Below are 22,029 nucleotides of genomic sequence, written 5' to 3' on the forward strand. Positions count from 1 at the left end.
AAAAGGGGTGTCGATATGCGTCTTGTGAAACAGCTTTTTCCGCTGGCCCTGGTGGCTGCGTTCAGCAGCGCCAGCCAGGCGGCGCCGACGGTCAGCGTCTACAACTGGACCGACTATATCGGTGAGACCACCCTGGCCGACTTCCAGGCCAAGACTGGGATCAAGCCGATCTACGACGTGTTCGACTCCAACGAAACCCTGGAGGGCAAGTTGCTGGCGGGACGCACCGGCTATGACGTGGTGGTGCCGTCCAACCACTTCCTGGCGCGCCAGGTGAAGGCCGGTGCGTTCCTCAAGCTGGACCGCGCGCAACTGCCCAACTTCAAGAACCTCGACCCCAAGTTGCTAAAGCTGTTGGAAAAGAATGACCCAGGCAACGCGCACTCGGTGCCGTACCTGTGGGGTACCAATGGCATCGGCTATAACGTCGACAAGGTCAAAGAGGTGCTGGGCATCGACGCTATCGATTCATGGGCGGTGCTGTTCGAGCCCGAGAACATCAAGAAGCTCAACCAGTGCGGCGTGGCTTTCCTCGATTCGGCGGACGAGCTGTTCCCGGCGATCCTCAATTACATGGGCAAGGACCCGCGCAGCGAGAATCCCGAGGACTACAAGCAGGCCGAGGCCAAGCTGCTGACGCTGCGGCCGTACATCACCTATTTCCATTCTTCCAAGTACATTTCGGACCTGGCCAACGGTAATATCTGCGTGGCCTTCGGTTATTCCGGCGACGTGTTCCAGGCGGCCAACCGTGCCAAGGAAGCCAAGAATGGTGTGAAGATCGCCTATTCGATTCCCAAGGAAGGCTCCAACCTGTGGTTCGACCTGCTGGCGATTCCCGCCGACGCGAGTCACCCGAAAGAAGCCCACGCGTTCATCAACTACCTGCTCGACCCTCAAGTGATCGCCAAGGTCAGCGCCTCGGTGGGGTATGCCAACGCCAACCCGGCGGCCAAGGCGTTCATGGACCCGGAACTGGTGAATAATCCTGAGGTGTACCCGTCCCAGGACGTGCTCGACAAACTCTATATTTCCACCACGCCGACCCCGGCAACCATGCGCCTGATGACCCGCGCCTGGAGCAAAGTGAAGACCAACAAATGATTCAGTCGACTGACCACGCCCGGTCCTACTACCGGGCTACGGCCAACGCTTTGACGGAGCGACCCGCATTGGGCACTGACCTGACCGCCGACGTGTGCGTGATCGGCGGCGGTTTCACCGGCGTTAACACCGCCATCGAACTGGCCCAGCGCGGGCTCTCGGTGGTCCTGCTGGAAGCCCGCCGTATTGGCTGGGGTGCCAGCGGGCGCAACGGCGGGCAGTTGATTCGCGGTATCGGCCATGACGTGTCGGGATTCGGCAAGTACGTGGGCGAGGATGGCGTGCGTTACCTGGAGCGCGCCGGCATCGACTCGGTGGCCTTGGTGGGCGAGCGTATCCGAACGCACCGCATCGACTGCGACTTGCGCTGGGGCTTTTGCGAATTGGCCAACACCCCGGCGCAATTCGCGGCGTTCAAGGGCGAGCAGGCGCACCTGGCGGCGCTGGGTTACGCCCACGAAACGCGTCTGGTGGGGCCGCAGGATATACAGCAAGTAGTCGGCTCGCCGGTGTATGCCGGCGGCCTGGTGGACATGGGCTCCGGGCATCTTCACCCGTTGAATCTGGTTTTGGGTGAGGCTCGGTTGGCCGAATCCCTCGGGGTCCGGATTTTCGAGCACACCGAAGTACTCGAACTGATCCACGGCGACACGGTGCACGTGCGCTGCGCCGGCGGCACGGTGCGCGCCGCTAGCCTGGTGCTGGCGTGCAATGCGCATCTGGAGGAGCTGGAACCGCGCCTGAGTGGCAAGGTACTCCCGGCCGGCAGCTACATCATCGCCACCGAGCCGTTATCGGCGGATCTGGCCAACCAACTGATCCCGCAGAACCTGGCGCTGTGCGACCAGAAGGTCGGCCTGGATTATTACCGGTTGTCCGCAGACCGGCGCCTGTTGTTCGGCGGCGCCTGCCATTACTCCGGCCGCGACCCGGCGGACATCGCCGCTTACATGCAGCCGAAAATGCTCAAGGTGTTCCCGCAGCTCGCCAATACGGCCATCGAGTTCCAGTGGGGCGGCAAGATCGGCATTACCGCCAATCGCTTCCCGCAGGTCGGTCGCTTGAAGCAGTACCCCAACGTGTTTTACGCCCAGGGGTATTCCGGACATGGGCTGAACGTGACGCATTGGTGCGCGAGGCTGTTGGCCGAGGCTATCCAGGCCGGTCACAGCACCGGGCTGGATATTTTCAGCCAGGTACCGCACATGACGTTTCCCGGTGGCAAGGCGCTGCGGTCGCCGCTGCTGGCGTTGGGGATGCTGTGGTATCGCCTGCGGGAATTGATTTAACTGACGCCCCCCACCTGTGGAGCTCCATCAATGCTCAGATTCGGTGAGCACCTTGCGAAAGGTTTCTACCAGCGGCCGCAGGTTGACGCGGTGCCACGCCGCCCACAGCGGGGTGGTGTAGTTCAACCACGGCAGTTCACGCAACACCACGCCGGGCGGGGCATTGCGGCTCAGGCCCTTTTGCACCATGGCCACGCCCAGGCCCGAAGCGACCAGGCCCAGCGCGGTAAACGGCTCCCCGGCTTCCATGGGGATCTGCGGGGTGAAACCGGCGCGGATGCAGGCGGCGACGAAGTCGTCGGCGGGGTTGGCGCCGGGTTTGCGCTGCACGCCGATCCACTCCTGGTCCGCCAGGTGCTCGGGCAACAACTCGCTCTGACGGGCCAATGGATGATGCTCGGGCAAGGCCAGCAGCATGGGGTCATCCAGCACTTGCCGCGCGATAAGGTCCGGGTCGTCGGCGGCGGGTGGTTCGCCGACCAGGGCAATGTCCAGGCTGCGCTGGCGCAGGCCTTCGAGTTGTTCCGGCGACGGCAGGTTATACAGCTTGATATGCACGGTAGGCCGGTCGTCGCGCAACACGCGCAAGGCATTGGGCAGTACCCCGGCATGCATGGCGTTCTCGATATAGCCGATGCACAGGCCGCCTTCCTCACCTCGGCCCAGGCGCCTGCCCAAGGATTCCAGGCGGTTGGCGTGGGTCAGCAAGGCCTTGGTCTCGGCGAGGAAGGTCTGGCCGTCACGGGTCAGGCGGATGCGTTGCTGACTGCGTTCGAACAGGGTCAGTCCCAGGCGCTCTTCCAGCTGGGCTATCTGTCGGCTCAGCGGTGACTGGGAGATGTGCAAGCGCTCGGCAGCACGGCCGACGTGCTCTTCCTCGGCGACGACTTCGAAGTAGCGCAATTGGCGCAGGTCGATCATGTTAGACCTCTAGGGACTCAAGTTGGTCGCAGTATGTCTTGGACGGTCCGATCTGCGCAATCTAGGATCTGCTCAACGGTCACAGCGACCCCTGAACCCATTGAGGATCTACCATGAGCTTGAAAGACAAACTCCCAGGCCAGCTCGGCTTCGGCACCGCGCCGCTGGGCAACATGTTCCGCGCTATTCCAGAAGACGAAGCCCAGGCCACTGTCGAGGCTGCCTGGAATGCCGGCGTGCGCTACTTCGACACCGCGCCGTTCTACGGCTCGGGCCTCTCGGAAATCCGCCTGGGCCACGCCCTGTCGCAGTACAACCGCGATGATTTCGTGCTCAGCACCAAGGTCGGCCGGGTGATCCTCGACGAAATAGAAGACAGCGCCCGCGACCTCGGCGAAAAAAGCGGCGTGTTCGAACACGGCCGCCCGAACAAGATGCTCAACGACTACAGCGCCGACGCCACCCTGCGCTCCATCGAAGACAGCCTGACCCGCCTGAACACTGATCGCCTGGACATCGTGTGGATTCACGACATCGCCCAGGACTTCTATGGCGACCAATGGCTGGAGTACTTCAACCAGGCCCGCACCGGTGCCTTCAAAGTGCTGACCCGCCTGCGTGAAGAGGGCGTGATCAAGGCCTGGGGCCTGGGCGTAAACCGCGTCGAGCCGTGCGAACTGACCCTGGACCTGACCGAAGCGCAGCCCGACGGCTTTTTGCTGGCCGGCCGCTACACACTGTTGGACCATGATCGTGCCCTGCAGCGCCTGATGGACGCGGCCCTGGCGCAGAACGTCGAGATCGTCGTCGGTGGCCCCTACAGCTCCGGCATCCTCGCGGGCGGCGCGCACTTCGAGTACCAGCAAGCCAGCCCGGCAATCATCCGCAAGGTCGAGCAAATCAGGGCGATTGCCCAGGCGTTTGGCGTCAGCGTGAAAGCGGCGGCGCTGCAATTCTCCCTGGCCCACCCGGCCGTGGCGGCAGTGATTCCAGGCGCCAGTCGTCCGGGGCGGATTGCCGAAGACGTTGCGGCGTTGTCAGAGACTATTCCGGCAGCCTTCTGGCAGTCCCTGCGCGAGGCCCGATTGATTTCGGACCGTGCACCACTGCCGCTTTAACTTCAGGAGTTCAACCGATGAAAATTGATGTGAGCGGTAAAGTAGCCATCGTCAGCGGGAGCACGGCCGGCATTGGCCTGGGCATCAGCCAGGCGCTTGCAGCATCCGGCGCCACCGTGGTGGTGATCGGGCGTGAAGCGGGCAAGGTGGATGACGCCTTGGCGAGCATCCGCCAGGCCGTCCCCGGCGCGGACCTGCGCGGGCTGGTGGCAGACCTCGGCACGGCCGAAGGTGCAGAAAAACTGTTCGCCGCCGAACCGCGCGCCGACATCCTGGTCAACAACCTGGGTATCTTCAACGATGTGGATTTCTTCGAGGCCCCGGACAGCGAATGGGCACGCTTCTATGAAGTCAACGTGATCTCCGGTGTGCGCCTGGCGCGGCATTACGTGCCGGGCATGGTCGGGCAGGGCTGGGGGCGAGTGATCTTCCTGTCGTCGGAGTCCGGCGTGGCTACCCCGGCGGACATGATCAACTACGGCGTGACCAAGAGCGCCAACCTGGCGGTGTCGCATGGTTTGGCCAAGCGCCTGGCGGGTACCGGCGTGACGGTTAACGCGGTTTTGCCTGGCCCGACCTTTACCGACGGCCTGGAGCAGATGCTCAAGGACGCCACCGCAAAATCCGGGCGCAGTGCGCGGGACGAGGCGGATGTGTTTGTGCGAAACGCACGGCCAACCTCGATCATCCAGCGCGCAGCAAATGTGGATGAAGTCGCCAACCTGGTGGCGTACATTGCTTCACCCCTGTCTTCTGCCACCACCGGTGCCGCGTTGCGGGTCGACGGCGGTGTGGTCGACAGCATGGCCATCTGAATGGTTTTCTATTTTCTGGAGTAATTAACGTGGCAACAGCGTCTTCTGTGATTGAAATCCCTGTATCGGCCGATCAGGTCTGGCAATTGATCGGCGGCTTCAACAGCCTGCCGGACTGGTTGCCGTTTATCGTCAAAAGCGAGGCCCTTGATGGCGGTCGCGTGCGTCATCTGCAAACCGCCGATGGCGGGGTGGTGGTGGAGCGTTTGCAGAGCTTTGATAACGTCGGCCGTACTTACAGCTACACCATTGAACAGTCGCCATTTCCGGTGAGTGCATACCTGGCAACGGTGCAGGTCGAGGCGTTGGGTGAAGCGTCGGCGAAAGTGACCTGGTCCGGTGTGTTCACGCCGGCGGCAGGCACCACGGATGCGGCGGCGGAAGAGTTGTTTGCGGGTGTTTACAGCGGTGGGCTGGAGGCGTTGCGGGCCAATTTCCCAGGCTGACCCGCGTCCCCTGTAGGAGCCGGCAAGCCGGCTCCTACAGGGTGTTGTGATGCATGCGTTATTCGGGCATGAGTTGTTGGCGGCACTCCAGAACCAGGCGTGCACCGCCTCGCTCACTCGTACCCACTTCGAGCCTGAACCCATGCAGGTTGATGATCGCCGCCACAATCGACAAGCCCAATCCAAAGCCGCCTTGCTGGTCGCTCTCATCCACGCGATAGAAGCGCTGGAACACCGCGTCACGTTCCGCTGCGGGTATGCCGGGGCCGGAGTCGTGCACTTCAAGGCGCGTGCTGCCGGCGTCGTTGACCCCACGCAGAATCACCTCGCCGCCCGGTGGGGAGAACTTGATCGAGTTGCTCAGCAGGTTGGCGAGGGCTTCGAACAGCAATGCGCGGTCGCCGGTGATCCATGGCAGGGACTCCGGCGTTTCGAGCCGCAATTGCAGTTCGCCTTCTTCGGCCAGGGGCAGGTAGAAGTCGTGCAACTCGCGCAACAGTGGCAGTGGATCCATGACCAAAAAGCCTGAGCGACGCTGGTGGTCTTCCAGTTCGGAGATACGTAACAGCCCCCGGAAGCGCGCCATCAGGGTGTCGGTTTCGGCAATCGCGTCATCCAGTTTCACCGCGTAGTCCGACTCCGCCTCGGCCTCCTGCTTGATGCGGTACAGCTGCGCACGCAGGCGCGTGAGCGGGGTGCGCAGGTCGTGGGCGATGTTGTCGCACACGCCCTTGACCTCGTTCATCAGCTTCTCGATGCGATCAAGCATGGCGTTGACGATGGCCGCGAGCATGTCCAGTTCGTCGCGCCGATTCGACAGCGGCAGGCGGTGGGTCAGGTCGCCGGCGACGATGGCTTCGGCGCTGGCCTGGATCCCGCGAATCCGCCGCAACGGTCGACGACGCAACAAATGCCAGCCCGCAGCGCCAGGGATAATCGTCAAGGAAAGCGCCCACAGCAGGGCATGCCAGATGATACGGGTCACGCCGAACAGCGAGCCGTTGGCGCGTACCAGTACCAGCCAGCGGCCGTCATCGGTATGGGTGGCGACGGCGTCGCAGCTGTCCTTGGGCAACTTGGGGTCGTCGGAGTCGACGCAGTTGGTCAGGGCGTGGATCTTGCCGTCCAGGGGCAAGTCGGGCGGCACCGCGCGGATCGGTCCATTGAGAGGGCGGAACTGCTCATCGAACAAGCCGTAGGCGTCCACGCCCTTCATGTCGAAGGTCATGCTGGTGGTCAGGGCTTCCACCAGTTCCTCGCCGTCAAAGCGCTGGAACAGGTGCTGGCGCTGCATCAGCGAATGGCGCGACAGGTCGCCCAGATAGCCCGACACCTCGTAGTACAGCACCCCCATGAGGATGCAGCTCCAGGCCACGAACAACGAACTGTACAGCGCCAGCAAGCGGCTGCTGGAAGAGCGCCAGCCCTTAGAGGGGTTCAGCAATGACATAACCGGAACCTCGTACCGTGCGGATCAGCGGCGTGAGGCCCGGTGGGTCGATCTTCTTGCGCAGACGGCCGATGTGCACGTCGATCAAGTTGGTGCCGGGGTCGAAGTGATAGCCCCAGACTTCCTCGAAAATCATCATCCGCGACAGGATCTGCCCAGTGTTGCGCATCAGGAACTCCAGCAGCTTGTATTCGGTGGGCAACAGGCTCAGGGGCTGATCGGCACGACTGGCTTCACGGCTGATCAGGTTCAGCTCCAGGTCGGCCACGCGCAGGGCGGTTTCGAATTCCTGGACGGTGCTTTTGCGCCGCAGCAGCACTTCAACGCGAGCGGCCATTTCATCCGAGGCGAACGGTTTGGTGAGGTAGTCATCACCGCCGGCACGCAGGCCGCGCACACGTTCGTCCACATCGGAGAGGGCGCTGATCATCAGGATCGGCGTCGACACACCGATAGTGCGCAGCGTGGTGACGATGGCCAGGCCATCGAGTTCCGGCAGCATGCGGTCGAGGGTGATCAGGTCGTAGTCGCCACTCACGGCGCGGACCAGGCCTTCGCGGCCGTTGTCTACCCAATCTACATCCAGTCCATGGCTACTCAGCTCGGCGACGATCTCGCGGGCCGTTACGGCGTCATCCTCGATAGTCAAAATACGGGTCATGGTATTACCTGGTGATCGATTCACACGGGAAGACCGCAATCGCCAGCAAGCCGGCGCCTACGGAAGTGCGGGCATTTTGCCAAGAAATCGCTGAACGCTTCCTAAATAAAACTTCATATTGGCAAAACTGACACATCTTTCATGACCGGCTAACGGGAATGCATAACGCCCGCCCGCAACGGCCCTTTCTTGCAAGTTGCATGGTTTGAGTAAGTTCAATTTACTTAACTCCATGATTTGTAACGGTTTTAAATTTTTTGCTGCCTGGCATGGTGCCTGCACTGTCCCTTTTGAGACTTGTAACACTATTTTTCTGCCTTGGAGCACAACAACAATGATCACATCCTCATCCACGCTGCAAGAATCGAGCACGCTCTCCGGGGTTTCCTGGGGGGCGATTTTTGCCGGGGCGGCCGCTGCGGCCGCATTGTCCCTGATCCTCGTGCTGCTGGGCTTCGGCCTGGGCTTTTCGGCGGTGTCGCCGTGGGCTGACAGTGGCATCAGCGCCAAGGGGCTTGGCATTTCCACGATTGTCTGGCTGGCGTTTACCCAGATCGTCGCATCCGGGCTGGGCGGCTATATTGCCGGTCGGTTGCGGGTGAAATGGGCGAATATGCACGGCGATGAGGTGTACTTCCGCGACACGGCCCATGGGTTCCTGGCCTGGGCTGTGGCCACGTTGATTACTGCAGTACTGGTGGTCGGTTCGGTGAGCAGTGTCGTCAGCGGCGGCGTGAAAGCCGGTGCCAGTGTTGCAGCCGGCGCGGCCAGCGGCATTACGCAAGCCGCCGGCAGTGCCGCCAAAGGTGTCAATGGCGGCGACTTCGACTACTACGTCGACAGCCTGTTCCGCGACGACCGCCCGGTAGCCGTCAGCGATGACGCCGCCCACGGCGTGGTTGCCCGCATCTTCACCCGCACCCTGAGCAATGACGGCCAATTGGCCGCTGAAGACCGTGCCTACCTGGCCCAGTTGATCAGCCAGCGCACCAACCTCAGCCAGGCGGATGCCGAAGCGCGTATCGACAAGGTCTATGGCGATGCCCGCAAAGCAGTCGAAGACGCCAAGCTTAAAGCCAAACAAGCCGCTGACACCGCCGCCAAGGTCGCTGCCTACACGTCGCTGTGGACCTTTGTTGCTCTGTTGATCGGCGCGTTCTTCGCCAGTTTCGCAGCCACCTTTGGCGGTCGCCGTCGCGATGCCGTGGTGTATGTGGAAACCGAACACTTCGTCCGTTAATTCATTCAAGGCCCGTTCTTTCAAGGAGAGCATCATGCGTTCACTACTGCTTTGGTTCCTCGGTGTGCCTATTCCTGTGATCATCCTGATCGCGATCTTCATGCACTGATTACCGTTTCATCCAAGCCGCGCCTGAGTAACAGGCGCGGCTTTTTGCTGCAAGGCCAGCCAGCTGGTCACCAGTAACACACTCGCGACCGATGTCATGATCACCAATGGCGCAGAGGTGCCATCGGACAACAATCCGGTCGCCCAACTGCTCACCGCCGTCAGCAACATCTGGGTGAAAAAGAACAGCCCGGATGCCGTTCCCGCGATTGCGCCATAAGGCTGCAGCACCGACAGCTGACAGGCCGGAATCGTCATACCCACCGATACCATGATCAGTACCATTGGCAACACAATCGCCAGCCATTCCCCTGGCAGTGCCGTTGTGGCCAGTGCAAGAGTGACGCTGCCCAGCAGATTCAGGCCTATCCCCACGGCGATCAAGCGGTCCGGGTCAAAGCGCCTGACCAGGCGCCGGAACAGGTTCGCGCCCAGCATGTAGCCGCTGATCGTGGCGGCGAACACCAGGGCATACGCCGTGGCGGACAGATGGAAGCCGCGTTGCAGCAGCGCCGATGACTCACTGATAAACGGAAAGTAGGTGCTGTACACGCAACCGATGGCCAAGGCGTAACGCAGAAAATAACGATCGCGCAGCAACTGGCCGTAGAGGCGCAGCAGTCCCTGCGGCGGGGCGGCGGCGACTTCCGGCGGGCGGGTTTCGGGCAGGCGGCGATACACCACCTCGCACAGCACAGCTCCGATCCCCCCCAGCAGCACGAACAGCCCGCGCCAGTTGATGAACGGCAGCATCAGGCTGCCCAGTACCGGCGCGGCCATGGGTGAGATGGCCATGGCCATGGAGATCAGGCCGAGCAGGCGTGCCTGTTCGTCGCGGTCGAAGTAGTCACGCACCATCACGCGGCCGATCACGGTGGTGCAGCAGCCGCCCAAGGCCTGGAACAGGCGCGCGATGATCAACACGGCGAGGTTGTCCGCCAGGGCGCACGCTGCCGTGGCGAGGACATACAGGAACAACCCGACCAGCAATACCGGACGGCGGCCGAAGCGGTCGGTGAGTGGCCCACTGACCAGCAGCGAAATCGCCGAGCCGAGGGCGTACAGCGTGAGGGTCAGTTGCAACTGGCTGTCGCTGGTGTGGAAATAGTCAGCCATGGCGGGTAGGGCCGGCAGGTGCATGTCCAGGGTGACGCGTGGCAAGGCGATGAGCGCGGTCAGCAGCATCAGCCAGAACCCAGTGGAGAGGGCGCGTTGAGTCATGGGGCGTCTCGAAGCAAGGAGTAGAGCCCGGACTCTAGCTGTATTGTGGTTTAATCCTGAGGACCACTTATGCCTTGTTTGATAGGACCACTATGCGCCGAGGAAAAACCGCATCCGTGCTCGACCTGCCGCGTCCCGACACGCTGGGCGCGGGCAAGCAGCAGGGCGCCTACGAAGCCTTGCGCGGGGCGATCCTCAACCGGCAATTGCCGGCGGGCAGCCGCTTGCCCTCCACGCGCAGCCTGGCCGAGCGCTGGTGGGTGTCACGTGGCACGCTGGAAGCCGTGTTCGACCGCCTGCACAGCGAAGGCTACGTAAAACGCGTCGCCGGGTCTGGCACGCGGGTGTGTGCGGTAATCCCGGAGCAGTTCATCGCCGCGCCGTTGGCCAAGGACATACCTCGTCGCCCTGCGGAGCCTGATCCGCCGGATGTCGGTGTGCAGAGCCATGTGCCCTTTGTCGCACGCCGCCCGGATGCCAGTCTGTTTGACCTGAAGACCTGGGCCCGCTGCATCTCCCGTGGGTTGCTGGCAGCAGGGCCGGGCGTGCTGGAAGCATCGCACCCGGCCGGCCTGCCTGAATTGCGCGCACAGATCGCCGACTACCTGCGCAGCTATCGCGGCCTGCACTGCGAGGCCGATGAAGTGATCGTCACCACCGGCATCCGTCATGCCCTCGACTTGATTGCGCGCAGTGTGCTCAAGACGGGCGAGACGGCCTGTGTCGAAGACCCCGGCTACCTGCCGGCGCGGCGTCTGTTCGCCCTGGCAGGCGCCAATGTGCAGGGTATTCCCGTCACTGCCGAGGGCCTCGACACTGGCCAACTCCCTGAGAGGGCGCGCTTGGCCTATGTCACACCGGCGCACCAGGCGCCGCTGGGCATGACCCTGTCGGTATCCCGTCGCCTGGCGTTGCTGGACTGGGCCGCTCGCGCCGACGCCTGGGTGGTCGAAGACGATTACGACAGCGAGTACAACTACAACACCGCGCCGCTGGCGGCGCTCAAATCCCTGGACTCGGCCGACCGCGTGATCTATTGCGGCAGCTTCAACAAGAACCTGTTCCCCGGCTTGCGCGTAGGCTTCATGGTGGTGCCCAAGGTGTTGCGCCGCGGACTGTTGCGCACCTTGCAACTCACCGGGCATTCGGTGGGGGCCACTGATCAATTGGGGCTGGTGGAGTTCTTGCGCAGCGGCGCCTTCGTACGTCATTTGCGTGCCTCGCGCCAGGCGTACCAGGCCCGACGCGATACGTTGCTGGAGTGCCTGGGCGGGCACTGCGCGGTCAGCGGCCAGCAGGCCGGATTGCATTTTGTGATGTGGCTGCCAGCGGGTGTCGAAGAGGTCGAATTCTGCAACCGCGCTGCTGAAGCAGGCTTGACGCTGCAGCCGCTGGGCAAGTTCTGTCACGGGGTGACCTTGCCGCCGGCGGTGATCATTGGCTACACGGCACTGACCCTGGCGCAGATCCGCTACCACGGCCGCGCGTTGGCACAGTTGTGGTAGGGGTCGTCAGTCGTCGAACCCGACTTGCTCGTGAATCTCATCCACCTTCAACTCCAACCGGTACGCCACCGCAATAAACAACGCCTGGCACAGGCACAGGGTGGCGCTCAACGAGCGGAAGGCAAACGACGAACCTTCATTCACCAACAGCACCGCGTTCGCCCGCTTGGCCAGGGGCGACAGGTTGCTGTCGGTGATGATCAGGGTCTTGGCCTGATGATGCTGGGCGATGCGCAGGCAATGCTGCGTCTCTTTGCCGTAGGGCGTGAAGCTGATGGCGATCACCAGGTCATTGGCGCGCACGCTGCGCATCTGTTCGCGGTAGCTGCCGCCCAGGCCTGAGATCAGATGGATGCGTTTGTTGGTGTGCTGCAGGTTGTAGACCAGGTAGTCCGCCACCGCGAAGGAGCGGCGCACGCCGACCACGTAGATATTGTCGGCATTCACCACCAGGTCCACGGCTTTGTCGAAAGCGACATCATCCAACTCCAACCCCAGGCGCTCGATGCCGGACAGGGTCGCGTTGACGCACTCGCGCGCCAGGTCGCCGCCGCTGGCTTTCTGCGACTTGTTGGCGATCATGCTGCGGATGCGCTGCTGATAGTTCTGCACCGGCGTGGTCTTGTGGGTGTAGGCCTCGCGGAACAGCGCCTGCATCTCACTGAACCCACTGAACCCGAAGCGCTGCGAGAAGCGCACGATGGCCGACGGGTGCACTTCGCACTCGCGGGCAATGTCGCTGATGCGGTCGACCATGATCCGGTCGCTCTGCTGGCTCATGTAGCTGGCGATGCGCTTGAGTTGGCGCGGCAGGCTCTCGTATTCGTCGGTGATCAGCTGCAACAGGCGCTCGGCATTGATCGGAGGGCTGGCGATGGTGTCTTCCAGGGTGGTCTCGGGATCGGTGCGGGACATGGGTAATCCTTCTGGCGTTTTTGTCTGTTGCGCTGATGGGTGGCGCAAGTCTACAGGGTAGGCGCAAAAAAATACCTTGGCATCACGGCCGGCGTGGCCTGCTGAAACGATGCACTGTGGTGGAAGCGCCCCTGTACGAGCTTAATGGAAAAAATATTCCAATGAAAAAATATCTGGAATAAATATTGATTGGCGTCGCCGGACGTTCTAGTCTGCTCCCACCAAGAGCGTTTGCCGTCGCCACGTCGGTACAACGCAGGCTGATAAAAATAACAGGAGCCAGCATGGGCCAGACTCGTTTTGCCAGTGGGCGTCAATTGGATCTGATTTGCCTCGGGCGCCTGGGCGTCGACCTCTATGCGCAGCAAGTGGGTGCGCGGCTTGAGGACGTGTCCAGCTTTGCCAAGTACCTCGGCGGTTCCTCCGCCAACATCGCCTTCGGCACCGCCAGGCTGGGCCTCAGGTCGGCGATGTTGAGCCGGGTCGGCGATGACCATATGGGGCGCTTCCTGGTGGAGTCCCTGGCCCGCGAAGGCTGTGATGTCAGCGGCATCAAGGTCGACCCGGAACGCCTCACCGCCCTGGTCCTGCTAGGTCTCAAGGACCGCGAAACCTTTCCCCTGGTGTTCTACCGCGAAAACTGCGCCGACATGGCCCTGCGCGCCGAAGACATCAGCGAAGCCTTTATCGCCTCCAGCAAGGCGTTGTTGATTACCGGCACGCATTTCTCCACCGACGGCGTATACAAGGCCAGCATCCAGGCGCTGGATTACGCGGCCAAGCACAACGTCCAGCGCGTGCTGGATATCGACTACCGCCCGGTGCTGTGGGGCCTGGCGGGCAAGGCCGATGGTGAAACCCGTTTTGTCGCCGACCAGAATGTCAGCCAGCATGTACAGAAGATCCTGCCGCGCTTTGATCTGATCGTCGGCACTGAAGAAGAATTCCTCATCGCGGGGGGCAGTGAAGACTTGCTCACTGCGCTGCGCAAGGTGCGCGAACTGACCCAGGCGACCCTGGTGGTCAAGCTCGGCCCGCAGGGTTGCACAGTGATCCACGGCGCCATCCCCGCACGTCTTGAAGACGGCGCCATCTACCCCGGTGTGCGTGTAGAAGTGCTAAATGTGCTCGGTGCCGGCGATGCGTTCATGTCGGGCTTCCTCAGCGGCTGGATCAACGATGCGAGTGACGAGCGTTGCAGCCAGTTGGCCAATGCCTGTGGCGGCCTGGTCGTTTCACGCCACGCCTGCGCCCCGGCCATGCCCACGCCGGCGGAGCTGGAATACCTGTTCAACAGCCCGGTACCGATTACCCGACCGGACCAGGACCTGACCCTGCAACGTCTGCACCGTGTGACGGTGCCGCGCAAGGCCTGGAAACAACTGTTCGTGTTTGCCTTCGATCATCGCTGGCAGCTGGTGGACCTGGCGCAGAAAGGCGGCCAGGACCTGGCGCGCATCAGTGACGCCAAGCAACTGTTCATCCAGGCCATTGAGCGCGTGGAGAAAAAACTCGCAGAGCAAGGCGTCGAGGCCGATGTCGGCCTGCTCGCCGACCAGCGCTTCGGCCAGGATGCGCTCAACGCCGCCAGCGGTCGCGGCTGGTGGATTGCGCGTCCGGTGGAAGTGCAGAACTCGCGTCCCCTGGCGTTCGAACACGGTCGCTCGGTGGGCAGCAACCTGATTGCCTGGCCCCAGGAGCAGATCATCAAGTGCCTGGTGCAATTCCATCCCGACGACGAGCCGCTGCTGCGCCTGGAACAGGAAGCGCAACTCAAGGCAGTGTACGAAGCGTCGATTGTCAGCGGCCATGAACTGCTGCTGGAAGTCATCCCGCCCAAGGATCACCCGTCGACTTACCCCGACGTGCTCTACCGCAGTCTCAAGCGTCTGTACAACCTGGGTATCTACCCGGCGTGGTGGAAGATCGAGGCGCAGTCGGCCGAGGACTGGAAGAAGCTCGACGAACTGATCCAGGAGCGCGACCCGTACTGCCGTGGCGTGGTGCTGCTGGGCCTGAATGCGTCGGCCGAGTTTCTCGCCGACGGCTTCCAGCAGGCCAGCCAGAGCACGACCTGCCGAGGGTTTGCCGTTGGCCGCACGATCTTCCAGGAGCCGAGCCGGGCGTGGATGGCGGGGGAGATTGATGATGAAGTTTTGATTCAGCAAGTCCAGGCCACCTTTGAACAACTCATAAACGCCTGGCGCAGTGCCCGAAATTAAACACGGTCAAATGTGGGAGCGGGCTTGCTCGCGAACGCGGTGGGTCAGTTAAAGAATTGCGATCTGATAGACCGCATTCGCGAGCAAGCCCGCTCCCACATAACGCAAATCTCACCAGGCTCAAGTCAGATAAAAACAAAAGGTGCAGCCATGCCCGCAATCCGAATTGGCATCAACCCGATCTCCTGGAGCAACGATGACCTCCCCGCCCTGGGCGGCGAAACGCCTCTGAGCACCGCCCTGAGCGAAGGCAAGGACATCGGCTACGAAGGCTTCGAACTCAACGGTAAATTCCCCAAGGACGCCAAGGGCGTCGGCGATGTGTTGCGCCCTTATGACCTGGCGCTGGTCTCCGGCTGGTACTCCAGCCGCCTGGCCCGGCGCTCGGTGGCTGAAGAAATCGAGGCCATCGTCGGGCATGTCGAGTTGCTGAAACGCAATGGCGCTACGGTGCTGGTGTACGGCGAGGTGGCCGATTCAATCCAGGGCTCGCGCATCCGCCTGATCGAACGCCCGCGCTTTCACAGCGAACAAGCCTGGCAGGACTACGCCGACAAACTCACCGAACTGGCGCGTTTCACCCTGTCCCAAGGCGTGCGCCTGGCGTACCACCACCATATGGGCGCTTATGTTGAATCTCCGGAAGACATTGACCAACTGATGCGCCGTACCGGCCCGGAAGTCGGCCTGCTGTTCGATTCGGGCCACTGCTACATGGGCGGCGGCGAGCCCATTGAGGTGCTGCGCAAACACATCGACCGCGTCTGCCACGTGCATTTCAAGGACGTGCGCAAGGCGGTGGTGCAACTGGCGCGCAACCAGATGTGGAGCTTCCCCGACTGCATCGTCAACGGCACCTTCACCGTGCCCGGCGATGGCGATATCGACTTCGCCGAATTGCTCGATGTGCTGCTGGCCGCCCAATACGAAGGTTGGCTGGTGGTGGAAGCCGAACAGGACCCGGCGGTCGCACCCAGCTATATCTATGCAAAAAAAGGCTATGACACCTTGCGTGCGCTTCTCAACGAGAGGACTTGAGTGATGAGTTTGTTGGTCAAAAGCAGCAAACGCGGCCAGACCATGGTCGCCCTGGAAGCCGGACGCCTGGAGTATGTGGGCTTTTGCGCGTACCGCCTGAGCCTGGGGGAAACCCTGCCGGTCAGTGCCGGTGATAAAGAACTGTGCCTGGTGCTGCTCAGCGGCCGGGTGAACATCGAAGGCGAAGGCTTCAACTGGCAGAACCTGGGCGATCGACAATCGGTGTTTGAAGACAAATCCCCGTTCGCCGCCTACCTGCCGCCGGGCACTGATGCCCTGGTCACCGCGTTGAGCGACGTACAGATTGCCGTATGCGCCGCACCGGGCACCGTGGGCTACGAGCCGCGTCTGATCCGCCCGGAAAATTGCAAGCGCAGCGTACGCGGCAAGGGCGCCAACACCCGCTACGTCTGCGACATCCTGCCCGACAGCGAGCCGGCCCATTCCCTGCTGGTGGTGGAAGTACGTACGCCGTCCGGGCATTCGTCGAGTTACCCGCCGCACAAGCACGACACCGATGACCTGCCGCACCAGAGCTTCCTGGAAGAAACCTACTACCACCAGATCAACCCGCCCCAGGGCTTCGTGTTCCAGCGCGTTTACACCGACGACCGCAGCATCGACCAGGCCATGGCCGTGGAAAACAGCGACCTGGTGGTGGTGCCCAAGGGGTATCACCCGGTTAGCGTGCCCTATGGCTACGAGTCTTATTACCTGAACGTGATGGCCGGCCCCAAGCGCGCCTGGCATTTCCATAACGACCCGCAGCACAGTTGGCTGCTGGACCTTTAATCAGCGGTTTGGACGGAGAACAACAAGAATGAAGTCGCCTCTACGTTTCGCCCTTAACCGTATGGTCGCGCCCAACCTGTCCCTGCCGGATTTCATCCAACTGGCCGTGGCCTTGAAATGCGATGCCATCGAGATTCGCAACGACCTCAAGGATCGTCAGATCGAATACGGCACCCCGGCCAGCCGCGTGCGTGAATTGTGTGCGGCCCAGGGCATCACGGTGCTGTCGATCAACGCGCTGTACCCCTTCGATGTGTGGAATGACGAGCGCCGCGCCCAGGCGATAGCGCTCGCCACGTATGCTCGCGAATGCGGTGCGCAGGGCTTGGTGATGTGTCCGTTCAATGAACCCGGCGACACCCGCAACGAAGCCCAGCGTGCCGCCGGTTTGCGCACTGCGTTGAGCGAGCTGGCGCCGATCCTGCGCGAGTACGGGATTCTCGGGTTTATCGAGCCCCTGGGCTTCGAAGAATGCGCCATGCGCCGTAAGCGCGTGGCGGTGAACGCGATCCAGTCCATCGGCGGCCTGGATGTGTTTCGCCTGGTGCACGACACCTTCCATCATCACCTGGCCGGCGAACATGAGTTTTTTCCGGAGTTGACCGGGCTGGTGCATATCTCCGGTGTGGAAGATGCCGAGGCGCCGCTCCAATCGATTCGCGACGGTCACCGGGTGCTGGTGGGCGAGGGCGATATCCTCGGCAACGCCGCGCAGATCGACACCTTGCTCAGCAGCGGTTACAGCGGCTACCTGTCGTTCGAACCGTTTGCGACAAGCGTGCACGAGCTGGCGGATATCCAGCAAGCGTTGGGCGCGAGCATTGCCCATCTGAACAAATCCCGGAACTGACAGCGGATAACTTGTGGGAGCGGGCGAGCTCGCGAAGGCGGTGTGTCAGTCACCGGATTGACTTACTGACCCATCGCTTTCGCGAGCAAGCCCGCTCCCACATGGGATCACTGTTGATCGACAGATTTGCATTCATACAAGGTGCGAACATGACCACAACAAGATTGACCATGGCCCAGGCCCTGGTGAAGTTCCTGGATAACCAATACATCGAAGTCGACGGCGTACAAAGCAAGTTCGTCGCCGGCGTGTTCACCATTTTCGGCCACGGCAATGTGCTGGGCCTGGGCCAGGCCCTTGAACAGGACGCCGGCGACCTGGTGGTGCACCAGGGCCGCAACGAGCAGGGCATGGCGCATGCCGCGATTGGTTTCGCCAAGCAGCACCTGCGCCGCAAGATCTACGCCTGCACCGCCTCCGTCGGCCCAGGTGCTGCGAATATGCTTACCGCGGCGGCGACCGCCACCGCCAACCGTATCCCGTTGCTGTTGCTGCCCGGCGATGTCTACGCCAGCCGCCAGCCCGACCCGGTGTTGCAGCAGATCGAGCAGTTCCACGACTTGAGCATCAGCACCAACGATGCGTTCCGTTCCGTCAGCAAGTACTGGGACCGCATCAACCGGCCTGAGCAGCTGATGACGGCGGCGATTCACGCCATGCGCGTGCTCACCGATCCTGCCGAAACCGGCGCGGTGACCCTGGCGCTGCCCCAGGATGTGCAGGGCGAGGCTTGGGATTACCCGGACTACTTCCTGCAAAAACGTGTGCACCGTATCGACCGCCGCCCGGCCACCGCCGCGATGATCGGCGATGCGTTGGCGGCGTTCCGGGGCAAGCGCAAGCCGCTGATCATCTGCGGTGGCGGCGTGAAGTACTCCGGCGCCAATGCCGCGCTGCAAGCCTTTGCTGAACGGTTTGATATTCCCTTCGCGGAAACCCAGGCGGGTAAGAGCGCCGTGGTTTCCAGTCATCCGCTGAACGTCGGCGGGATTGGTGAAACCGGCTGCCTGGCGGCGAATCTGCTGGCGCCCGCAGCGGACCTGATCATTGGTATCGGCACGCGCTACACCGACTTCACCACCTCGTCAAAATCGCTGTTCAAGCATGCCGAGGTGAAGTTTCTCAACCTCAATATCAGCCCCTGCGATGCCCTGAAACTCGACGGCGTACAGGTGTTGGCCGACGCGCACGTCGCCCTCGAAGCACTGGCCGATGCCTTGGGCGATTACCGTTCCGGCTGGGGCGGGCAGATCGCTGAGGCCAAGGCGCAGTTGGAGGCCGAAGTGGACCGCGTGCATCAGGTGGAGTATGCCGGCGACGGTTTCGTGCCTGAGGTCGACGACCACCTGGACCGCACGGTGCTGCGTGAATTTATCGAGCTGACCGGCTCGTGCCTGACCCAAAGCCGCGTGCTGGGTGTATTGAATGAGGCCCTGGCCGACGACGCGATCATCGTCGCCGCCGCCGGCAGCCTGCCCGGCGATTTGCAGCGTGCCTGGCGCAGCAAGGGCGTCAACACCTACCACGTCGAGTACGGCTATTCGTGCATGGGGTACGAGATCAATGCGGCCCTGGGCGTGAAACTCGCGGAGCCGACCAAAGAGGTCTACGCCTTGGTCGGCGATGGGTCCTACATGATGCTGCACTCGGAACTGGCGACCTCGATCCAGGAGCGGCGCAAGATCAACGTGGTGCTGCTCGACAATATGGCGTTCGGCTGCATCAACAACCTGCAGATCGGCAACGGTATGGACAGCTTCGGCACCGAATTCCGCTACCGCAACCCCGAGAGCGGCAAGCTTGACGGTGGCCTTGTACCGGTGGATTTCGCCATGAGCGCAGCGGCCTATGGCTGCAAGACCTACAAGGTCAGCAGCGTGGAACAGCTCGAAGCGGCACTGGCCGATGCACGTAAGCAGACGGTTTCCACGCTGATCGATATCAAGGTGCTGCCCAAGACCATGATCCACGGCTACCTGTCGTGGTGGCGGGTGGGCGTGGCGCAGGTCTCCACCAGCGAACGCACGAATGCCGCCGCGAAAAAACTCAATGAACACCTGGCGAAGGCCCGGCAGTACTAATAACAAGAGGAGTGTTTGTATGTCTTTGAAACTGGGTGTGATCGGTACAGGCGCTATCGGCCGGGACCATATCCGTCGCTGCAGTCAGACCTTGCTCAACAGCCAAGTGGTGGCGGTGACTGACATCAACCTGGAGCAAGCCGCCAAGGTGGTGGCTGACTTGAACATCAGCGCCGAGGTGTACGCCGACGGCCATGCGCTGATCCATTCACCCGAGGTCGAAGCGGTCCTCGTCACCTCCTGGGGCCCTAGCCACGAAGAATTCGTGCTGGCCGCCATCGCCGCCGGCAAACCGGTGTTCTGCGAAAAACCCTTGGCGGTCACCGCCGAAGGCTGCCGCAAGATCGTCGATGCCGAAGTAGCTTTCGGCAAACGCCTGGTGCAGGTCGGCTTCATGCGCCCTTACGATGAAGGCTATCGCGCCCTCAAAGCCGTGATCGACAGCGGCCAGATCGGCGAGCCGCTGATGCTGCACTGCGCGCATCGCAACCCGACGGTGGGCGAGAACTACAAGACCGACATGGCGATCACCGACACCCTGATCCACGAACTGGATGTGCTGCGGTGGTTGCTCAACGATGACTACGTCTCGGTGCAAGTGGTGTTTCCGCGCAAATCCAGCAAGGCGCTCGCCCATCTGCGCGACCCGCAGATCGTGCTGTTGGAGACTGCCAAGGGCACGCGCATCGATGTGGAAGTGTTCGTGAACTGCCAGTACGGCTATGACATCCAGTGCGAAGTGGTGGGGGAGACCGGCATCGCCAAGCTGCCGGAGCCGTCCCAGGTGCAACTGCGCAGCGGCGCGAAGCTGTCCAACGCAATCCTGATGGATTGGAAAGATCGGTTTATCGGCGCATACGACGTGGAGTTGCAGGCGTTCATCGACAGCGTGCGTGCGGGACAGGTCGGTGGACCGTCGGCGTGGGATGGCTTTGCGGCGGCGGTGGCGGCGGATGCGTGTATTGAGGCGCAGAACAGTGAGCAGATTGTGAAAGTGAGCTTGCCGGACCGCCCACACTTCTACGGCTGACCGCGATCCCACAGATGGAAAGCAGTCAGTGTGGGAGCGGGCTTGCTCGCGAATGCGATGTGTCAGTTAAAGAATGTGTATCTGACACACCGCATTCGCGAGCAAGCCCGCTCCCACATTTTGATTGGGTTTCCCCTTCATTAAGGAGTCTATGCATGCGCATCGGTCTAGTCGGCTACGGCCACGGAGGGCGCTTTTTTCATGCGCCGCTGATTGCAACCCTGCCAGGTGCGACGTTTGTCGGCGTGGTGACTCGCTCACCTGAACGCCGCCAGCAACTGGCAACCGACCACCCCAGTGTCAGAGCTTTTGACAACATCGGCCAGATCGTTGAAGTCGGCGTCGACGCTCTGGTCGTCTCCACCACCCTCAAAGGCCGCCCAGCCCTGGTGCTGGAAGCCATCGAACACGGCGTTGCCGTCGTCAGCGACAAACCCTTCGCCGCCAACGCTGAACAGGCCCAGGCGCTGATCACCGCCGCCGAGCGCCAGGGCACGCTGCTCAGCGTGTACCAGAACCGACGCTGGGACTCGGACTACCTGACGCTGCGCAAGCTCATTGATGCCGGCGCCCTGGGCAAGATCAACCGCTTTGAATCCCGTGTGGAGCGCTACAGCCCGCAAGCCGTGGGCAACGCCAGCGGTGGCGGCTGGCTGCGCGACCTGGGCAGCCATTTGGTCGACCAGGCGTTGCAACTGTTTGGCCCGGTTGATCGTGTATTCGCCCAACTGCACTACACCGTCGAACACCCCACGGTAGATCACGGCTTCTTTGTCTCGCTGACCCATGCCAACGGCGTGATCTCCCACCTGTGGGGCAGCGCGTTGCAAAACAGCCAGGCGCCGCGCTTTCGGGTCAGTGGCAGCGCAGGCTGTTACACCGTCGAAGGCCTCGACGGCCAGGAAGAAGCCTTGATGGCCGGCAAGTCGCCGAAAACCGAAGGCGAGCATTGGGGCGCCGAAGAGCATCGACGTTGGGGATGGTTCGAGCAAGGCCCGGAGCGCGAGCGGGTACCGTCGGAGAAGGGCTGCTGGACGCAGTTCTATCGACAGTTGCAACTGGCTGTACACGGGCAGGGACCGCTGCCGGTGGATGCCTATGACGCTCTGGAAACCACCCGTATATTGGACGCCGCACGCCTGAGCGCCGAGCGCCAGCAGGTGGTTTCAACAAAAATAGAATAAAATTCTAAAACAGGTTGATATGGAAATTATTTTCCAATA

General features: G+C 62.1%; 19 protein-coding genes. 14 read left to right on the forward strand and 5 right to left on the reverse strand.

What is annotated here, in order from left to right; genetic code table 11:
- Window positions 1-15 precede the first annotated feature (15 nt).
- Window positions 16-1,104, forward strand: coding sequence for a polyamine ABC transporter substrate-binding protein (locus PF1751_RS11240; protein WP_010211037.1), 1,089 nt, complete (start codon window positions 16-18; stop codon window positions 1,102-1,104).
- The gene (locus tag PF1751_RS11245) at window positions 1,101-2,393 is read left to right on the forward strand and encodes an NAD(P)/FAD-dependent oxidoreductase (RefSeq protein WP_044287029.1); all 1,293 of its coding nucleotides are present in this window, start codon (window positions 1,101-1,103) and stop codon (window positions 2,391-2,393) included. Before PF1751_RS11240 ends, PF1751_RS11245 begins: the two co-directional genes overlap by 4 nt.
- A gap of 27 nt (window positions 2,394-2,420) precedes the next feature.
- Here PF1751_RS11245 and PF1751_RS11250 read toward each other — a convergent pair whose 3' ends face one another.
- Complete coding sequence (locus PF1751_RS11250) at window positions 2,421-3,314, reverse strand: LysR substrate-binding domain-containing protein (protein WP_044287030.1); 894 nt, start codon at window positions 3,312-3,314, stop codon at window positions 2,421-2,423.
- Between the two features lie 113 nt (window positions 3,315-3,427).
- Between PF1751_RS11250 and PF1751_RS11255 the strand changes: the two genes are divergently transcribed.
- From PF1751_RS11255 to PF1751_RS11265, 3 genes are read left to right on the forward strand one after another with little or no spacing between them, the layout of a single operon-like run.
- Window positions 3,428-4,432, forward strand: coding sequence for an aldo/keto reductase (locus PF1751_RS11255; protein ID WP_042572053.1), 1,005 nt, complete (start codon window positions 3,428-3,430; stop codon window positions 4,430-4,432).
- A 17-nt stretch (window positions 4,433-4,449) separates the two neighbouring features.
- Window positions 4,450-5,247 (forward strand): SDR family NAD(P)-dependent oxidoreductase, encoded by a 798-nt coding sequence (locus tag PF1751_RS11260; protein WP_021491730.1) that lies wholly within the window; start codon window positions 4,450-4,452, stop codon window positions 5,245-5,247.
- A 29-nt stretch (window positions 5,248-5,276) separates the two neighbouring features.
- Window positions 5,277-5,693, forward strand: coding sequence for an SRPBCC family protein (locus tag PF1751_RS11265; protein ID WP_029529162.1), 417 nt, complete (start codon window positions 5,277-5,279; stop codon window positions 5,691-5,693).
- 58 nt (window positions 5,694-5,751) lie between these two features.
- Here PF1751_RS11265 and PF1751_RS11270 read toward each other — a convergent pair whose 3' ends face one another.
- Complete coding sequence (locus PF1751_RS11270; RefSeq protein ID WP_010211031.1) at window positions 5,752-7,143, reverse strand: sensor histidine kinase; 1,392 nt, start codon at window positions 7,141-7,143, stop codon at window positions 5,752-5,754.
- The gene (locus PF1751_RS11275; RefSeq protein ID WP_010211030.1) at window positions 7,121-7,804 is read right to left on the reverse strand and encodes a response regulator transcription factor; all 684 of its coding nucleotides are present in this window, start codon (window positions 7,802-7,804) and stop codon (window positions 7,121-7,123) included. The genes PF1751_RS11270 and PF1751_RS11275 overlap by 23 nt, the downstream gene beginning before the upstream one ends.
- A 334-nt stretch (window positions 7,805-8,138) precedes the next feature.
- Between PF1751_RS11275 and PF1751_RS11280 the strand changes: the two genes are divergently transcribed.
- Window positions 8,139-9,044, forward strand: coding sequence for a hypothetical protein (locus tag PF1751_RS11280; protein ID WP_010211029.1), 906 nt, complete (start codon window positions 8,139-8,141; stop codon window positions 9,042-9,044).
- 117 nt (window positions 9,045-9,161) lie between these two features.
- On the opposite strand, the gene PF1751_RS11285 is transcribed toward PF1751_RS11280, so the two are convergent.
- Window positions 9,162-10,373 (reverse strand): multidrug effflux MFS transporter, encoded by a 1,212-nt coding sequence (locus PF1751_RS11285; protein WP_044287031.1) that lies wholly within the window; start codon window positions 10,371-10,373, stop codon window positions 9,162-9,164.
- 92 nt (window positions 10,374-10,465) lie between these two features.
- Between PF1751_RS11285 and pdxR the strand changes: the two genes are divergently transcribed.
- Window positions 10,466-11,878: a MocR-like pyridoxine biosynthesis transcription factor PdxR gene (pdxR, locus tag PF1751_RS11290; RefSeq protein ID WP_042572055.1), complete on the forward strand. Its 1,413-nt coding sequence runs from the start codon at window positions 10,466-10,468 to the stop codon at window positions 11,876-11,878.
- A gap of 6 nt (window positions 11,879-11,884) precedes the next feature.
- Here the strand turns inward: pdxR and PF1751_RS11295 are convergent, their stop codons facing one another.
- Window positions 11,885-12,793, reverse strand: a complete 909-nt coding sequence (locus PF1751_RS11295; RefSeq protein ID WP_010211026.1) for a MurR/RpiR family transcriptional regulator — start codon at window positions 12,791-12,793, stop codon at window positions 11,885-11,887.
- A 284-nt stretch (window positions 12,794-13,077) separates the two neighbouring features.
- On the opposite strand from PF1751_RS11295, the gene PF1751_RS11300 reads away from it, so the two are divergent.
- The 7 genes from PF1751_RS11300 to PF1751_RS11330 all read left to right on the forward strand — a co-directional run bounded on the left by PF1751_RS11300 (window position 13,078) and on the right by PF1751_RS11330 (window position 21,990).
- On the forward strand, window positions 13,078-15,015 hold the full coding sequence (locus tag PF1751_RS11300) for a bifunctional 5-dehydro-2-deoxygluconokinase/5-dehydro-2-deoxyphosphogluconate aldolase (protein ID WP_010211025.1): 1,938 nt from the start codon (window positions 13,078-13,080) through the stop codon (window positions 15,013-15,015).
- Between the two features lie 150 nt (window positions 15,016-15,165).
- Window positions 15,166-16,053, forward strand: a complete 888-nt coding sequence (iolE, locus tag PF1751_RS11305) for a myo-inosose-2 dehydratase (RefSeq protein ID WP_042572056.1) — start codon at window positions 15,166-15,168, stop codon at window positions 16,051-16,053.
- 3 nt (window positions 16,054-16,056) lie between these two features.
- Window positions 16,057-16,845: a 5-deoxy-glucuronate isomerase gene (gene iolB, locus PF1751_RS11310; RefSeq protein WP_010211023.1), complete on the forward strand. Its 789-nt coding sequence runs from the start codon at window positions 16,057-16,059 to the stop codon at window positions 16,843-16,845.
- A gap of 28 nt (window positions 16,846-16,873) precedes the next feature.
- The gene (locus PF1751_RS11315) at window positions 16,874-17,695 is read left to right on the forward strand and encodes a TIM barrel protein (RefSeq protein ID WP_021491723.1); all 822 of its coding nucleotides are present in this window, start codon (window positions 16,874-16,876) and stop codon (window positions 17,693-17,695) included.
- A 149-nt stretch (window positions 17,696-17,844) separates the two neighbouring features.
- Window positions 17,845-19,776 (forward strand): 3D-(3,5/4)-trihydroxycyclohexane-1,2-dione acylhydrolase (decyclizing), encoded by a 1,932-nt coding sequence (gene iolD, locus PF1751_RS11320; RefSeq protein WP_044287032.1) that lies wholly within the window; start codon window positions 17,845-17,847, stop codon window positions 19,774-19,776.
- Between the two features lie 19 nt (window positions 19,777-19,795).
- Window positions 19,796-20,806 carry a bifunctional inositol 2-dehydrogenase/D-chiro-inositol 1-dehydrogenase gene (gene iolG, locus PF1751_RS11325; RefSeq protein WP_021491721.1) on the forward strand — a complete coding sequence of 337 codons (1,011 nt, stop codon included), beginning with the start codon at window positions 19,796-19,798 and terminating at the stop codon, window positions 20,804-20,806.
- Window positions 20,807-20,961: 155 nt separating this feature from the next.
- Window positions 20,962-21,990, forward strand: coding sequence for a Gfo/Idh/MocA family protein (locus tag PF1751_RS11330; protein WP_044287033.1), 1,029 nt, complete (start codon window positions 20,962-20,964; stop codon window positions 21,988-21,990).
- The last annotated feature ends 39 nt before the right edge of the window (window positions 21,991-22,029 follow it).

It is taken from the genome of Pseudomonas simiae (assembly GCF_000934565.1).
Classification (GTDB): domain Bacteria; phylum Pseudomonadota; class Gammaproteobacteria; order Pseudomonadales; family Pseudomonadaceae; genus Aquipseudomonas; species Aquipseudomonas simiae.